This is a genomic window from Dehalococcoidia bacterium (assembly GCA_003597995.1).
In the GTDB taxonomy this organism is placed as follows: Bacteria; Chloroflexota; Dehalococcoidia; order Dehalococcoidales; family UBA1222; genus SURF-27.
Window position 1 is genome coordinate 1 of sequence record QZJY01000008.1, and the last position, 15,334, is coordinate 15,334.

At 55.1% G+C, this 15,334-nt stretch carries 16 protein-coding genes and 1 tRNA gene; 11 read left to right on the forward strand and 6 right to left on the reverse strand.

The features are described 5' to 3' along the window. Nucleotides 1-128: 128 nt before the first annotated feature. Nucleotides 129-617 (reverse strand): hypothetical protein, encoded by a 489-nt coding sequence (locus tag C4542_01160; protein ID RJO62956.1) that lies wholly within the window; start codon nucleotides 615-617, stop codon nucleotides 129-131. A gap of 146 nt (nucleotides 618-763) precedes the next feature. Here C4542_01160 and C4542_01165 point away from each other — a divergent pair. Continuing rightward, nucleotides 764-845, forward strand: a tRNA-Leu gene (locus C4542_01165). A gap of 14 nt (nucleotides 846-859) precedes the next feature. Then, nucleotides 860-1,435: a glycerol-3-phosphate acyltransferase gene (locus C4542_01170; protein RJO62957.1), complete on the forward strand. Its 576-nt coding sequence runs from the start codon at nucleotides 860-862 to the stop codon at nucleotides 1,433-1,435. Here the strand turns inward: C4542_01170 and C4542_01175 are convergent. Both C4542_01175 and C4542_01180 read right to left on the reverse strand, forming a co-directional pair. Beyond that, nucleotides 1,432-1,848, reverse strand: coding sequence for a MerR family DNA-binding transcriptional regulator (locus C4542_01175; protein ID RJO62958.1), 417 nt, complete (start codon nucleotides 1,846-1,848; stop codon nucleotides 1,432-1,434). The two genes, C4542_01170 and C4542_01175, sit on opposite strands and share 4 nt — an antisense overlap. Nucleotides 1,849-1,988: 140 nt before the next feature. After that, complete coding sequence (locus tag C4542_01180) at nucleotides 1,989-2,999, reverse strand: hypothetical protein (GenBank protein ID RJO62959.1); 1,011 nt, start codon at nucleotides 2,997-2,999, stop codon at nucleotides 1,989-1,991. Between the two features lie 519 nt (nucleotides 3,000-3,518). On the opposite strand from C4542_01180, the gene C4542_01185 reads away from it, so the two are divergent. From C4542_01185 to C4542_01225, 9 genes are all read left to right on the forward strand, one after another. Beyond that, entirely contained in the window at nucleotides 3,519-5,195 is a 1,677-nt protein-coding gene (locus C4542_01185; GenBank protein RJO62960.1) for a hypothetical protein, read from the forward strand. Between the two features lie 190 nt (nucleotides 5,196-5,385). Then, nucleotides 5,386-5,811, forward strand: coding sequence for a gamma-glutamylcyclotransferase (locus C4542_01190; protein ID RJO62961.1), 426 nt, complete (start codon nucleotides 5,386-5,388; stop codon nucleotides 5,809-5,811). Between the two features lie 33 nt (nucleotides 5,812-5,844). After that, nucleotides 5,845-6,528, forward strand: a complete 684-nt coding sequence (locus tag C4542_01195) for a 50S ribosomal protein L25 (protein RJO62962.1) — start codon at nucleotides 5,845-5,847, stop codon at nucleotides 6,526-6,528. A 96-nt stretch (nucleotides 6,529-6,624) separates the two neighbouring features. Further along, nucleotides 6,625-7,491, forward strand: a complete 867-nt coding sequence (locus tag C4542_01200) for an amidohydrolase (protein ID RJO62963.1) — start codon at nucleotides 6,625-6,627, stop codon at nucleotides 7,489-7,491. Further along, a complete protein-coding gene (gene thpR / locus C4542_01205; GenBank protein ID RJO62964.1) occupies nucleotides 7,484-8,089 on the forward strand; it encodes an RNA 2',3'-cyclic phosphodiesterase in 606 nt (201 codons plus the stop codon). The genes C4542_01200 and thpR overlap by 8 nt, the downstream gene beginning before the upstream one ends. Before the next feature lie 178 nt (nucleotides 8,090-8,267). After that, a complete protein-coding gene (locus C4542_01210; protein ID RJO62969.1) occupies nucleotides 8,268-8,477 on the forward strand; it encodes a hypothetical protein in 210 nt (69 codons plus the stop codon). A gap of 25 nt (nucleotides 8,478-8,502) precedes the next feature. After that, a complete protein-coding gene (locus tag C4542_01215; GenBank protein RJO62965.1) occupies nucleotides 8,503-9,204 on the forward strand; it encodes a ComF family protein in 702 nt (233 codons plus the stop codon). Nucleotides 9,205-9,222: 18 nt separating this feature from the next. After that, nucleotides 9,223-9,768, forward strand: a complete 546-nt coding sequence (gene raiA, locus C4542_01220) for a ribosome-associated translation inhibitor RaiA (protein RJO62966.1) — start codon at nucleotides 9,223-9,225, stop codon at nucleotides 9,766-9,768. Nucleotides 9,769-9,904: 136 nt separating this feature from the next. Further along, on the forward strand, nucleotides 9,905-10,372 hold the full coding sequence (locus C4542_01225; GenBank protein ID RJO62970.1) for a methylated-DNA--[protein]-cysteine S-methyltransferase: 468 nt from the start codon (nucleotides 9,905-9,907) through the stop codon (nucleotides 10,370-10,372). Here the strand turns inward: C4542_01225 and C4542_01230 are convergent. The 3 genes from C4542_01230 to C4542_01240 are packed head-to-tail and all read right to left on the reverse strand — an operon-like array spanning nucleotide 10,350 to nucleotide 15,049. Beyond that, a complete protein-coding gene (locus tag C4542_01230) occupies nucleotides 10,350-10,805 on the reverse strand; it encodes a proteinase inhibitor-like protein (protein RJO62967.1) in 456 nt (151 codons plus the stop codon). The two genes, C4542_01225 and C4542_01230, sit on opposite strands and share 23 nt — an antisense overlap. After that, on the reverse strand, nucleotides 10,795-11,541 hold the full coding sequence (radC, locus tag C4542_01235) for a DNA repair protein RadC (protein RJO62971.1): 747 nt from the start codon (nucleotides 11,539-11,541) through the stop codon (nucleotides 10,795-10,797). Before radC ends, C4542_01230 begins: the two co-directional genes overlap by 11 nt. A gap of 7 nt (nucleotides 11,542-11,548) precedes the next feature. Then, entirely contained in the window at nucleotides 11,549-15,049 is a 3,501-nt protein-coding gene (locus C4542_01240) for a DNA polymerase III subunit alpha (protein ID RJO62968.1), read from the reverse strand. Nucleotides 15,050-15,334 lie beyond the last annotated feature (285 nt).

The following is a 15,334-nucleotide window of genomic DNA, read 5'->3' on the forward strand; positions in this document are numbered from 1 at the left end:
GTCGGGGTATCACAATAATCTTAGTTGATCTTTGTGAATCTGGATATATTTACCGGATTCGCCGCAAGCGGCGGGGAATTAGACCCTAATGAGATTAATCCTCGCGCGGTATCTCTTTAAGCACCAATTCACACTGTCGGTGTTTCGACCTGAGGTTTTCTTCTTCCCAGGTGATAGCCTGCCGTTCCCAGTAGTGGGGTGAGCACGAGAAAGCTGGGAAGTAAGATGTTTGAGCTCACGTTGAGGTGAAACAGGTAACTCAATCCCATGGTCATAAAAGCGCCAGCGAAAACTCCCGCAATTCCCAGTAGAAGAGACCCCCGGTAATGCCTGAGTTTGAATATGACCTGTCCGAGTATGACGCCGACTGGATAGAAAACAAACAGACCGATGATGGCGCCCACCAGTCCACCCCATCCTTCGAATTGATTGCGCATCAACGCTGCCAGTAAATAACCCACCCCGAAACCCATCACCAGCCCGCTCGTGCCGGTTAGTAAAATCATTCCAAGAAATTTAAGAATATCTTTGACGGATATATTCTGTCTCATGCTCGCATTATAACAGACCTTCCACACCCATTGACAACCCTGGCCGATGGCAAGGGGTTGTGGCAAGCCAGATTTCCGCTAACGGAGAGGAAAATGACCACTTTCTAAGAGGGCGGATAGACTGACACCACCTGATTATCCGCTCGCTGGAGACAGATACCGCGTTGTACAGTTGAAGCCAACCCTGCGGCATAGTACAATAGCAAGGGCAGGCCGGGGTGGCGGAACTGGCAGACGCAGAGGACTTAAAATCCTCCGGAGCAATCCTTGTGGGTTCGAGTCCCTCCCCCGGCACTTAAGAGAAACATATGTGGGCTTTGACACTGTCGGTGCTTGTCCTGGCTTACCTGCTGGGAGCCTTCCCAACAGCTTATATCGCAGGGCGCATCGCCTGCGGTAAAGACATACGCCAGATGGGCGATGGCAATATGGGCGCTCAAAACGCCTTCCGCCTGTTCGGCCCGCGTATCGGCATCACAGTAGGGATAATCGATTTTCTCAAGGGCATCGTGGTAGTCTCAATAGCACAGTTCGCCGATATGAGCATGCCCGTCATCTTGCTGGCCGGCATACTGGCAGTTGCCGGCCACAACTGGCCTGTGTTTTTACATTGCCGGGGAGGCCGGGGAGAGGCTACCACCATAGGGGTACTGTTTTTACTGGTTACATGGCCGATGCTTATCGCCGGTCTTGTCAGCCTGCTGACTTTGCTTAAAACAAAAAATGTTACGCTTGCCAGCGTGCCGCTTTTCGTGCTGTTACCGTTTTTAGGCTGGGTTTTCCATGTAAAGGGAATCTATATTATATACGGTATGGCTTTACCCAGCCTGGTCGCCCTCACTCACCTGTCCAGGGTATGGCGACAGGTGCCGCATCAGGTTTAAGCCTTTTTGCGGCGCTGAAGCACCTCGCGAAGACGTTGCCACCAGGGTTCGGCCACCGGCTTTTCCGGCTTCGGTGGGGCCAGCAGTTTTACCTGCCCCTCCAGATTGCGGATGCGCTCGGCGGCGGCCCCCAATTGCGCCGCCAGCGCCAGATTCTTTTCCTGCAGTTCGCGGATGAGGTCGAAGCTCTCGCTCGACGGCTGCCCCGAGGTCTTGCCAGCAGTTTTGCCGTTGTCCATGGTCAGATTGGGGTCCAGTTGCGGGGGTAGCTCCAGTATGCGGTATTCGTCGCCGAAGCTGCCCTTGACGAGCTCGGCCTTGAGCTTACCGGCCTTTATGTAGCGCCTGATGGTGCGCGTGGAAACATTGAGTCTTTTGGCTGCTTCGTTAATGTTAAAACTTTGATTCGCCATAGTGTGGACAGTGTATAGTCAACTGGCCGTGGTTGTCAAGGGGTAGATGGACAGATAGAAACCATATGACATCAATCATCGGACAGCCCGAGAAGGTCAGGAGCGAAAAATGAAAAAAGCGAGGTTGGGAAACCCCCTAGTCAATCTTCCGCGTCGCGGTTACGGATGTCCACTCCCACCGCCGGTGACATGGGCAGCAAAAGAGTGGCGCCGGGCTGGCGCTGAAGGTAAGAACGGGTGTAACTGGTGGGGTAAGAGTAGACCACCTGTACCTTGGGATGTTCAAGGCAGAAAAGAAATACCCCTACAGTCTGCGGTTTGGTGCCGAAAGGCCCCACCACCACGTTAAAAGAATCGCGCACTTCATGGTAAATTGATTCCAGCATATTGCGCACCCCGTAAGGATCGTCGGGCGGGACGTCGCGTAATTCAACGCCTGCCTGAGCCAGCAGATAGGCGTTGTTTTTCTGAGCGTACTCCAGATAATCCGTCTGGCCATCTCTCGGAGGATTGCTGATGAGGGCGATGGTGCGCACCGGGTTGAAATGCTTCCAGACACTGAGGCTCCGCTCCGGCTCAAATCCAAGCAGCAGCACCAGCAACGTTTGCTTTTCGAACGATATGGTCCCGAAGAAATTGGCCACGGTGGTGATTTGCTCTACGCCGCGAGTAAGCTTGGTGGGGGTATACGCCTGGGTGGTGTGGATAATGCGCGGTATGCCCAGATTCTGCTCGGCCACGATGAAGTAGAGGAGTTGTAGAAGGTATATCTTGGTAAACCCGCTGATATCGAAGGTGATAAACGGTTCGTCGGTATCTTTGGGCTTGCACTTGGGCCAGATATTTTTTAGCTGGCTTATAGCTTCCGCTGGATTGTCGCGCTGACAGCGGATGATATAGACGCCCTCACCGGTATGCCGGCTGAGCTGCGACTGTAGTTTGAAAAGATTGGTATCGACTTCCTTGGTATAAAAAGGTTCCTCGATGACAAAGATAACGCTGTAGCGAACCCTGAAACCAGGGCCCAGTTTGAGCGCCCCCGAAAGACACCTGTCCTCGAAACTGGCGCAGCAGACAAAAAGGTCGTCAGCGCCATACTCATTTAACCGAGGTAACTTGTCTACCGCAACGGGTTCGCCGTAGGCCTTCATGACACCAGAACCCCTTTTTCTTGTGGCAATCTTTTGCCCCGGATAATGCCAATATAGACTGCCTGTTTAAGATTGTCAAACCATCTAAGAGCAATTTTTCTCTTTCGTAAAGCCCAAAAGAAAAGAGGCCGGATTAGTTCCAGCCTCTTTCACCTTGACGGGTGAAGGGGACTATTTTCCGATCTTGAACATTTTGGTGCCGCAGACGGGACAGACGCCCTGGGTGGCCGGGCGGCCATTCTTCATGGTGATGCCCTTGGCGTTCTTCATCTCCCTCTTGGTGCGGCACTTTACACAATAACCCTGCATGGAACACCTCCTTTGGTGAGTTTGGTGCTAGGATAGACCATTCGTAACTCAAATGTCAATAGCTTTGAGTTAGATTTGGAATATTTTTTCCAAAAACTTTGGTAACAGTCTTGACACTGGTGATTCCGTCTCCGATAATTATAAGTGCATAACAAGCGTGTCCTTTAAAATATTTCCAGCACGGGGGCTGGAGAAGGCAGGATGTGTACTATGATTAAAACAACCTCATCATTAAAGGCGCTGGTATGTCTCGGAGCTGCCGCAGTGGTAACCCTCACAGGAGCCTGTGCGGGAAGTTCGCCGTCAACATCCACGACTCCTTTCGACCCCGGCGCGCCGCTGGTGCAATTCTCCACCAGCCACTTCGCCGGTGCGGGTAACTGCGCGCAATGTCACAGCAACCTTAAGGATGCCAGCGGTAAAGACGTGTCCATAGATACCCAGTGGCGTTCCACCATGATGGCCAATGCCGCCAGGGACCCTTACTTCCTGGCCAAAGTTGCTTCTGAAGCGGCCGACCTGCCGGCTTTGAAAAGCGCCATCGAAGATGCCTGCGCCATCTGCCACATGCCCATGGCGCGCACTCAGGCGGTAAGTGACGGCACGACCGTTTCCGTGCTGGGAAATGGATTCCTCAGCGCGTCCAACAGCCTGAATAAAGCCGCCCTGGACGGCAATTCCTGCACGCTGTGTCATCAGATTCAAAGCAGCGGGCTCGGCACGCCAGACACCTTCGACGGCAAATATGTTATCGATACGTCCACCAAAGCGCCCAACCGCATCGCGTTCGGTCATTATGCCAACCCTCTCATCGACCCCATGCAGAGCGTGGTGGGTTTTACTCCGGCTCTGGGGGAGCAGACCAACAGCGCCGGTTTGTGTGGCACCTGCCATACTGTCTACACACCTTTCGTCGACAGCCAGGGTAATGTAAAAGGGACATTCCCGGAGCAAACGCCCTACATGGAGTGGGCTAACAGTATTTACGGTAGCAACCCCGCCCAGCAACTTGCCTGCCAGTTCTGCCACATGCCTCTCGCCAGCGGCCCCGTGGCGATTTCTAACAATCCCACTACCATCACGCCGCGCAGTACATTCTACCAGCATGGCTTCATCGGCGGCAGCAGCCTGATACTTAACATAATGAGTTCACATGTCTCTGATCTCAAACTAAGCGCTTCTACAGAACAGATGCTGGCAACCTCTCAACTTACCAGCACCCAGCTCGGCACACGTTCGGGGCAGGTTTCCGTTGTGAGCAGTGTCATTGAAAACGGAGTTATGAAGGTCACCCTTTCTGTTTCCGACCAGACAGGCCACAAATTCCCCACCGGCTTCCCCTCCCGCCGCGTCTGGATTCAATTCACCGTGACCGATAGTTCGGGCAAGGTGGTCTTCGAATCGGGCAAACCCAATGCCGACGGCAGAATCAGCGGCAATGATGCAGACTCCAAGACCGGGGCTTACGAGCCGCACTACAATCTCATCACCCGGTCCGACCAGGTACAGATTTACGAGTCAATCATGAGCGATACGGACGGCAAGGTAACCTACAACCTCTTGCGCGCAGCGAGCTATCTCAAGGATAACCGCCTGCTACCGACAGGATTCAATAAGGCGACGGCGCCCCCCGACGCGGGCGTTTACGGTGATGCTTTAAACGATGCGAATTTCATCGGCGGCTCGGACCAGGTAACATATCAGATAAGCCTGAGCGGCAAGGGCACATACATCGTCACCGCCCGTTTGCTTTATCAGACGATTTCCTATCAGTTCGCCAAGGCATTCCTTGGCAGCGACGCGCTGGTCAAGAGCTTCCTCGGCTATTACCAGGCGGCCGACAAGACTCCCAACCTGGTGTCATCGGTATCAAAGACCTTGGGCTAACTTGTCCTGGATTGCTAAAGAGGAGGCTTTCCGTCTGGGAGAGCCTCCTCTTTTCTTTGCCGCCTGTGGCTGCCTTTGACGGCGGAGCCAAAAAAGGCTAATATATAAACTTTGGGAAAGGAGTGTCTGCCCTAGCAGTGGGTCAAAACAGCCGGGGCTCGAAATGCCCGCGGTAAAATGAGGGGGTTGCGTGTACTACTTTGCCTTCGCCTCGAACCTGAACCGCAAGCAAATGTCGGAACGCGCCCCGTCCGCCAAATCCCGCTTCAGCGCTACACTCCCCAACTATAAACTGATTTTTTCAGGCTGGTCGCGCACCTGGCGCGGCGCGGTGGCCAGCATTCAACAGTCCCGCGGCGACAGGGTGATGGGCGGGATTTATGAGATTAGCGAACAGGACTTGTCGCGCCTCGCCCGGTATGAAGGGACTGATTACACGACAGCAAACGTGATAGTCTTCCGGGACACCGGAGAGGCCGTCGAGGCGGTCACCTTCGTCCGGAAACGTCAGGGGGACGAAGGCAAACCTTCGCTTGAATATCTAGCGGTTATTAAACAGGGTTATATAGATTGGGACTTGACACAGGGTAGTGACAACAGAAATAACCGATATTAAAAGAAACAGAATACAACTAGGAGGCAACCAGCAATGGCAGATACGGGTTTAAAACTCAGCAAGAGAGTAGTCGTGGGTAAAAAGACGCGCTTCCTGCGCCGCGAGGGGCAGACCCCGGCGCATCTCTTCGGGCACGGCGTGGAATCTCTGGCGCTGCAATGCGATACGAGCGAGCTTCAGCAAGTCATCGCCCGGAAAGGCACCACCAGACTCATTAATGTCAAGGTTGGCGGCGAGAAAGAAGCGCGCAGCGTTTTTATCCGCGAAATTCAGCGCGACGCCCTCACCGGCTTGCTCGTCCATGTCGACCTCTACCAGGTCAACAAGTCAGAGAAAATCAAGGTGGCGCTACCCATCATTTTCACTGGCACTGCTCCGGCTATGAAACAGAAGAACAACATTATCGAGCATATCGTCAACGAGCTTGACGTCGAGAGTCTGCCCGACGACCTGCCTCCTCAGATTGAGGTCGACCTGAGCGTTCTAGCTGAGGTCAACCAGTCTATCTCCGTGCGCGACATCAAGCTCAAGCCGGGAGTGACCATCGTGGCGCCTCCCGACCAGCTTATCGTGAAAATCAGCCAGGTGGCTGAAGAGAAAGAGGAAGTGGTGGCTGTGGCCGCTGAGGCTGTCGCCGCTCCCACCGAGGCTGAGGGCGAAGTGGCTGCCGAGGGAGAAGCCAAACCCGAGGCCAAGGCCGAAAAGAAGAAGGAGTAAGAGAACACTTTTTCCCCACACAGATTTTGTTATGCCTGTCGCAGGCGGAAGTCAAACAGGGGAAGGTGGCTCTTTTCGAGCCACCTTCCTTTTTGTTTGTGCTATAATCCAGGCGTGTTAATCGATTCTCACACACACATTTTTTCACCGGAGGTCATAAGAAACCGGGAGCGTTACCTCCAGGCAGATGCCGGCTTTGCGGCGCTCTATAGCCGGCCTTCGTCCAGGCTTGTTACCGCGGACGAGCTGGTTGACAGCATGGACAAAAACGCCATCGACATGTCCGTGGTTTGCGGCTTCGGCTGGGCGCGGCAGGAACTCTGTAACGAAGCCAACGATTACATCCTCAATTCTATCGCCCGTTTTTCCAAGCGCCTCATGGGGATGGCCACTCTGCTGCCGGAAGCCGGTGATAGCGCCCTGCATGAGCTTGAGCGCTGCGTCAAAGGCGGTATTATGGGAATCGGCGAGATGAGGCCTACGCCTGCCAGTCTTGACACCCCATTTGACAGTCTATGGACACCTATCGCCAAATTCCTCATCGAACGCGGCTTGATATGCCTGTTTCACACTTCCGAACCGGTTGGACACCCCTATCCAGGCAAGGGAGACCTGACGCCGCAGGCGCTTTATCCGTTTATAACACGTTATCCGGGGTTAAAAATCATACTGGCGCACTGGGGCGGCGGCATGCCTTTCTACGCGCTCATGCCCGAGGTGAAAAAAGCTCTCGCCAATACCTGGTTCGACACGGCAGCCTCGCCGTTCCTCTACGACCCGGCGATATACAGGCAGGCCATAGACATTATCGGGGCCGAACATATCCTTTTCGGCAGCGATTATCCCCTGATGCCCCAAAGCCGCGCTCTGAAAGAAATCCAGGCTCTGAATATACCCCCGAAAGCCAGAGACCTTATCCTGGGACTGAACACGCAAAAGCTGCTGGGGTTAGCAGGTGGCTGAGAATAACGCGGAACAGGTGCGCGCTTTCATCGCCGTCGAGCTGCCGCAGGAAACCAAAAGTGAGCTAGCCCATCTCCAGGAGAAAGTGAAAGGGGCCTGCGGATACTGCCCCGCCAGATGGGGCGCCGTTGAAAACATTCACCTGACGCTGAACTTTCTCGGTGACGTTCCCCTGTCCAAGCTCGACGCTATCAAAAGCGCCGTCACTCAAGCCTGCCGCGGATTCGATACATTCGAGTTGACCCTGGCCGGTCTGGGCGCCTTCCCTAATCTGGAGAACCCGCGCGTCGTGTGGGTCGGATTAAACGGCAACGTCGAAGAGCTGTCTAAGATACAGAAATATCTCGAACATCTCCTCGCCGGGTTGGGGTTCAGTCCTGAAAACCGACCTTTCAGCCCCCACCTTACACTGGCGCGCGTGCGTGACGAAGCCTCCGCCGCCGACAAAAAGAGACTGGGGCAGGCCATAGGCTCCACCGCATGCGCGACCGATTGCAGGATTCAGGTCGGCTCGATCAGTCTGATTAAAAGTCAGCTTACACCGTCCGGCCCTATTTACACGGTCCTTTCTTCAGCTGTACTCGGTCACCAATCTTGAGCGAACGAGTCAGACTAGATTCATTTTTTTCGCTGGTCCAGCTTTTTTTTCGACCTCGGACATCCGTGCATCTAAGAATTCAATTTTTATGTGTTTAGCCTATTGCCAATTGTCGATGGGGTAGTGTATACTTCCCGCAAATCAAGGCTGGGAGGTGGATTCCGTGGAACAGTATGCTATGCCCAAGTGCCACAAGTGCCATGTGGGCGACCTCGTGCCCCTTTCGGACTTCGGCAGCCAGGGGGCTTCTATCACTTACAAAGCCTGGGTTTGCACCAATCCTGAATGCGGTTACAACATCAAAATCAGGAACGGCGATATTTATATCCACGAACCCATTATGAACGGGGCCAACAACGGACGCTCGCGCCAGAACATCGTAACCTAGTATCCGTCTCTCAACGCGAGGCCGCGTGCTGTATCGACTGGACCGCCTGGGAAAAGCTGTAACGGATTCCTTCTTCCCGCAGTTTTGCATAGGCTGCGGGCTCGAAGGCGAGGTAGTCTGCCCCGCCTGCCTGGCGAAGCTGCCGCGCCTTTCACCGCCTTTCTGTTCCCGTTGCGGCCTGCCTCAAACCGGCGGCCAATCCTGCCGCGACTGCGCCGGCCTCGACCTTGCCATTGACGGCATCCGTTCCCCTCTCACATTTCAAAAACTGACGCGCGAGGCCGTGCACCAGCTCAAGTACCGGAACATGAGGGTAATGGCCGCCCCCCTGGCCGCGGTGCTCCATGACTATCTGACGGAGAATCCGATTGATACTGATGTGTTTATACCGGTGCCGCTGCATCCTCAGAGACTGCGCGAACGGGGTTATAACCAGTCCCTTCTTCTGGCCCACCAGCTCGGAAAGCTTTGCGGCATTCCCGTGCGCTCCGACATCCTCAAGCGCCACGTCCACACGCCTCCTCAGGCAAGGACCGCCAGTTCTGTTGAAAGGCATCGCAATATGAGAGAGGCATTTAAGAGCCTGGATGGAAAAGTGAAGGACAAGAGGGTATTATTGATAGACGACGTGTCAACGTCCGGTGCCACCCTGGATGCCTGTGCCTCGGCTCTCAAGCGGGCGGGGGCGCTGTCTGTCTGGGGGTTGACCGTCGCCAGGGAAGTTTAGGGAAAGGAGTCGAATGTTATGGAAATGACTGTCAATACCCGCAACGTCACTCTTACCCCGGAACTGAAAAGCTACATCCAACGCAAGCTGGGCAAATTCGACAGCAAACTCGACAATATCATGGAAACCCGCATTGAGGTCATCGAAGAACCCACACGCTCATCCCTGGACCGCACCGTGATACGGGTCAGCCTCAGCGGAGCCAACCTTACGCTTCATGCCGAGGAACGGGCTGAGAACGTATTGACAGCCGTAGACCGGGCTTTCGATTCTATCAACAAACAAATAGATAAACAGAAGGGCAAATGGCAGGGCAAGGACAAAGGCGGGCAATCCATACGCGTAGAGTCATCGGAGGCGTCGCCAGCAGCCGGCCGCAAGCGCATCGCCCAGACGACCAATATGGGAATCAGGCCGATGTCGCTCTCCGAAGCCCTGGCCGAAGCGGACCTGCTCAAAGACGAACTGTTCGTTTTCATCGACACGGATAGCGGTGACAGAGCCGCTATCCTCAGGCGGCGGGCGGATGGCAGGTATGACCTTATCCGCACCGAACTGGAATAACCCTTCGACGACCAGGGTAGAACCAGCGCGAGAAGTCGCTTGTCCCAAAAAGAACGGAGATACCATGCTGAGCAAGGAAAACCATAGCCAGTGGCGCTATACCAGCTTCAAAACCGATTCAGGCTGGGTGGGAATGATTGTTTCCCCCGCGGGAATTGTGAGACTCACGCTGCCGCAGGCGACTGAAAAAGCGGCACTTGACGAACTGAACCCCGGTCCTGAAGCCGTTCGCATGAGCTTCGAGCGTTTCGACGAAGCGGTGTCCCGCATAAGAGATTACTTCAGGGGGAAACCTGTTGATTTCGGCGACAAGCTCGACCTGTCGTCAGGCACTGAATTTCAGAGAAAGGTCTGGTTGAGCTGCCGCGGCATTCCCTACGGCCAGACACGCAGTTACGGCTGGATAGCCGGGCAAATAGGCAAGCCCGGAGCCTCTAGGGCGGTGGGAAACGCGCTGGGCAAAAACCCCATACCGATTATTATTCCCTGCCACCGCGTTCTGGCCGCGGACGGGGGCATCGGGGGCTTCAGCGGAGAACCCCCTGCCAAACACCGCCTGTTGAAACTTGAAGGTATAAAGGTTAAGAACTCACCTCAACGGTGAAGACTTTTGTCTGTGCTGCCTTGGAATCCACCAAGCGCCCATAGCCCATTGTTATGGTTGTCTGACCTTTACCAAGCGCCTTGAAACGGAAATTCTCCACTCCACCCGAGCCCACCAGAACCGGCTCGTCCGCCTTGTAGCTTTTTTCAACCATTTGCAACCAGGAAGCCGGGCTCAGGGCATCCCAGGTATAGCCGGTGGTGGGATTGGCTTTAAGGGATATAGTGAATTCCTGGCCGACTTCTACACGGATAATTTTATCCGGGTCGGTATAGGTGGCGCCAGGGCTCGAAGCGGCACAGCCCGCTATAAGAAATAAAATCACCGAGAGAGAACAGAGCAGTATTTTATTCATAGCCACCTCCAATCGGCAGTATCTACTTATTAAACGCTCCATGAGGTAAAAGGTTACAGGAGGCGCTTTATGTTCCACTTCGCCTTTTCATGCTCTCCACCTCGGCCTCGTATTTTTGAATCAGCCCTTGGGCTGCGAAGCTGTAGTGGCTGTTGTCGCCGATGATGAGATGATCCAGCACATTGAGATTCATGACGCTCGAGGCGAGCACCAGTTCGCGCGTGATAGCTTTATCATCCTGGCTTGGAGCGGTATTACCAGAGGGGTGATTGTGGACGAAAATGAGGGCAGTGGCTTTGTGTTTAATCGCCCGTTCTATTACCTCCCGCGCGAAAACGGCGCTGGCGTTGACCGTGCCCTGGGAAATGGCCTCCGTCTCCAGCAACTCGTTCTGGCTGTTGAGAAAGAGGACTCTGAAAACCTCTTTTTTGAGGCCGCTCATGGACTGGTAGAGGTAATCGAAAACGGCCTTCTCGGAATTAAGCGAGGGTCTACCTAAAGCTTTTTGCTTCAGGTATTCGCTCGCGGCTTCACGCACGAATTTTATGCCGAACGAATTTGAGGGGCCAATGCCCTCTATCTGCTCCAGTTCTTCGGGGAGTGCTTCCAGAACGCCGCGCAGGTCTTTGAAGCGCTTGATAGCCTCCTTGGCCGCCAGCTTACAATCCTTGCGAGGCTGGCCGAGAGTGAGCAGCAACTCGATGATTTCGTAGTCGTTGAGCGCTCTCAGGCCGCTCTTCAGGAATTTAGCGCGCAGGCGGGCCCGGTGGCCTTCGCGGCTTTTGTTTAAGGCTTCATCCTGCGCGTCTTGCATCATAACCCTACGCTTTAATGACCTCTGTTTTGATTCCGTCCGCACCTATAAGCGCCGCCACACGGCGGCGCAGCTCGTCGCTGTAGGCCACGCGCACCTGCCCCATCTTGAGCTTGAATATCTTGGTGCCGTTGCTTACTGTCAGGCTGACCTCATCGTTGCCGGGATAGTCATGCAAAACGGCCATCACGGCATGCAGCTGGGCGATGTCCGCCTGAGCATCATCCGTCTGCTGCAATGTGATGGTGAGCCGCTGGCGCTCAGCCGTTTTTTTTTCTACGGCGGGCGGGGGAGTAGCTACCCTGGCCGCCGGTCTTTCTTTTTTCTGGGGTTCCAAATCATACCTCCGCACACGTTCACAAACAATCTGCATCTGGTCGGCGCGTTCCCGCACCTTGCCCTCCACCAGCAGGATATTGCCTTCGCACCACAGCTCTTTAGTCTGGGCGTAAATACGCGCCCAGGCCATCACCTCGATGCGTCCGTCGAGGTCTTCCAGCACGGCCGATACGGACGTCTGGCCATCCCGCGTCAACATGGTGTGGAGCGACGCCACCATGCCGGCCACGCGCACCACCTGCCCCTCCATTTCGTGGTCGATCTGTCCGCACAGGGTGGTATTGTCTTCAGCCGCTTGACCGATGAAGGGACTGAAAGGGTGCTCCGAAAGATAAACGCCGGTGAGCTCTTTTTCCCAGTCCAGTTTTTCTTTGGTAGTGGCCGCCGCATCCACCATTTCCAGGCTGGGCGTAGGCACATCGACGGCGGTACCCCACAGGTCAAACATGGTGGACTGTCCGCTGTCCTTGAGGCGCTGCTGCTGCTGGGCCATATCGAGCAGTCGGCCGACATTGAAAAGCAGCGTGCCGCGTTCGCCAAGAGAATCCAGAGCGCCGGCTTTGATGAGGCTCTCCAGGACGCGGCGGTTGGCCGCCGCCATGCCGGCGCGCTTGCACAGGTCCTCCACCGATTTGTATTCCCCCCCCCTTTCCCTCTCTTCGATTATGGGCTCGACGGCTGAGAGTCCCACGTTTTTGATGGCGCTCAGGCCGAAGCGTATGGCGGAACGTCCGTCCGCCGTTTTCTCGATAGCGAAATAGGACTGGCTTTTATTGATGTCAGGGGGCAGCACCTCTATCTTGAGGCGGCGCGATTCGCCCACCGATACGGCCACCTTTTCGGCATTGCCCCAGTAGGCGATAAGCAGCGCCGTGATATATTCTTCCGGATAGTTGGCCTTGAGATAGGCCGTCTGGTAGGCAATGAGGGCGTAACTGGTGGCATGTGCCTTGTTGAAGGCATAGCCGGCAAAGGGCTCGATGAGCCCGAACACCTCTTGCGCCAGTCCTTCGCTAAAGCCTTTTTTAATAGCCCCCTTGATGAAGTTCTGGCGTTCTTTTTTCATGACTTCCGGTATCTTCTTGCCCATGGCCTTGCGGAAAATATCCGCCTGGCCCAGCGAGTAACCGGCAAAGGCGCGCACGATAAAGAGCACCTGCTCCTGGTAAACAATGACGCCGTAGGTTTCCGCAAGGTATTCCTCGAGCGTGGGATGGGGATAGCGGATGGGTTCCTCGCCGTGCTTTGACCTGATGAAATGCGGTATCTGCTCCATGGGGCCGGGGCGGTAGAGCGCCACCATGGCGGAGATATCGCTGAACACGGTGGGTTTGAGCTCCTTGATGTAACGGCGCATGCCGGAGCCTTCCAGCTGGAAGACGCCTGTCGTGTCTCCGGCTGCCAGGAGGGCGAAGGTTTTGGGGTCGTCCAGGGGAATACGGCGCAAGTCGATATCCAGCCCGCGCGTGGAGCGGATTATCTCCCTGGCCCGCGCCAGGATGGTGAGGTTGGCCAGCCCCAGGAAGTCCATCTTGAGCAGGCCGATGTGGGCGATGTCCTCCATGGGGAACTGCGTCATCACCAGTTCGCCGCTCTCGCCCCTGCCCAATTTTTGGAGTGGTGTGTAGTTGGTGAGCGTTTCTTTGGAGATAACCACCCCGGCGGCGTGCGTGCTGGCGTGGCGCGAGACTCCCTCTACACGGCGGGCAGTGTCTACCAGATTGCGGATGGTGGCGTCCTCGGTGTAGATATTCTTGAGCTCGGCGTTTTCCTCCAGGGCTTTGGCGAGAGTCATGCCTACCGCGAAAGGCACCAGGCGCGTCACGCGGTCCACGTCGCTGTAGCTCATGCCCAGGGCGCGGCCCACGTCGCGCAGGGCGGCGCGCGCCCCCAGCGTCCCGAAGGTGATTATCTGGGCCACGTGGTCGGGGCCGTACTTGGCGGAAACGTAGCTGATGACCTCTTCGCGGCGGGTGTCTTCGAAATCGAGGTCGATATCCGGCATTTCGCGCCGCTCGACGTTAAGAAAACGCTCGAAAACAAGGTTGTGCTCCAGCGGGTCTATCTCGGTGATGCCCAGGCAGCGTAAGACGATGCTGGAAGCAGCGCTGCCGCGCACGTTAAAAAGTATATTTTTCCGGTGCACGAACCGGACGATATCCCACACCACCAGGAAATAGTTGGCGAACTGCGTCTTTTTGATGACGTCCAGCTCGTATTCCAGACGTTCTTTCACTTCGGCAGTAGCATTGGGATAAAACTTCGGTAAACCCTCATAGCACAGGTCGGTCAGATACTGTTCGGGAGTTTTGCCCTGAGGCCTTTCAATTTCCGGCAGGTGCAACCGCCCAAACTCCAGGTCTAGATTACATTTGTCAGCGATCTTTTGTGTATTTTCCAGAGCTTCGGGCAAATCGGCGTAAAGCGATTTCATTTCTTCCGGGGATTTAAGATAGAAGTAGTCGCCGGCCATCTTCATGCGTTTTTCATCGTAAACGGTTGTACTGGTGCCGACGCACAAGAGAATATCATGGGCGGAGGCGTCATCTTGGTTGACATAATGCACATCATTGGTGGCCACCAGGGGAATATCGAGTTCACGTGAAATGGCTACCAGTTTCTGGTTGACGCGTTCCATCTCGGCTATGGGCTGGCGCTGGATCTCGAAGTAAAAATCTTCGAAAGTCTGTTTGTACCAGCGGGCGGCTTCGCGCGCGTCCTGCAGGCGGCCTGAGAGGATCAAGCTCGGCACCTCGCCTGCCAGACAGGCCGACAGAGCGATGAGACCTTCGCGGTGCTGGATCAAAAGCTCCTTGTCCACGCGCGGCTTGTAATAATAGCCGTCCAGGTGCGCCCTGGTGATAAGCTGGATCAGATTATGCCATCCGGTCTGGTTCTTGGCCAGCAGCACAATGTGAGAGTTAGATTTATCGCTGGCGCTGCGCCCGAGCCGGCTGCCCGGGGCGATGTAGGTCTCGCAACCGAGGATGGGCTTGATGCCGGCCTCTTTAGCCGCCTGGTAGAACTGAATAGCCCCGTAAAGAACCCCGTGGTCGGTGATGGCGAGCGAGGTCATGCCCAGCTCTTTGGCGCGGGAAACCAGAGGATGAATACGGCACATTCCATCGAGCAGGCTGTATTCGGTATGGACGTGAAGATGCGTGAACATGCCACCCTTCCAGCGGGGAAAAATCTCCGATATTATAGCATAGAGTTGCTAAATTTTATCCTGCCGGATGATAAAAACTGCCGGCTGGAGAACGACAACATCTTGCGGGATTGGGTTCATGGGCGTCATCTTGCGTTCCTGAACGAGATGTGAAATCGAAAGTCGCAAGAAATTCCAGCATGCCCCATGCAAAAGTTCAGAAACATATTGGACTCTCTGGGAGGTGAAGATGGGGAGTCCGGATGAAGCAAATCTATGTAGAAAGTTATTACCGGAGCGGCTATA

What these genes read in the sequence shown, in the direction of transcription:
- radC (RJO62971.1), bottom strand. Translation starts at nt 11,541, where the DNA reads ATGCAAGACGCGCAGGATGAAGCCTTAAACAAAAGCCGCGAAGGCCAC.
- C4542_01240 (RJO62968.1), bottom strand. Translation starts at nt 15,049, where the DNA reads ATGTTCACGCATCTTCACGTCCATACCGAATACAGCCTGCTCGATGGA.
- raiA (RJO62966.1), top strand. Translation starts at nt 9,223, where the DNA reads ATGGAAATGACTGTCAATACCCGCAACGTCACTCTTACCCCGGAACTG.
- C4542_01180 (RJO62959.1), bottom strand. Translation starts at nt 2,999, where the DNA reads ATGAAGGCCTACGGCGAACCCGTTGCGGTAGACAAGTTACCTCGGTTA.
- C4542_01185 (RJO62960.1), top strand. Translation starts at nt 3,519, where the DNA reads ATGATTAAAACAACCTCATCATTAAAGGCGCTGGTATGTCTCGGAGCT.
- C4542_01210 (RJO62969.1), top strand. Translation starts at nt 8,268, where the DNA reads ATGCCCAAGTGCCACAAGTGCCATGTGGGCGACCTCGTGCCCCTTTCG.
- C4542_01170 (RJO62957.1), top strand. Translation starts at nt 860, where the DNA reads ATGTGGGCTTTGACACTGTCGGTGCTTGTCCTGGCTTACCTGCTGGGA.
- C4542_01195 (RJO62962.1), top strand. Translation starts at nt 5,845, where the DNA reads ATGGCAGATACGGGTTTAAAACTCAGCAAGAGAGTAGTCGTGGGTAAA.
- C4542_01175 (RJO62958.1), bottom strand. Translation starts at nt 1,848, where the DNA reads ATGGCGAATCAAAGTTTTAACATTAACGAAGCAGCCAAAAGACTCAAT.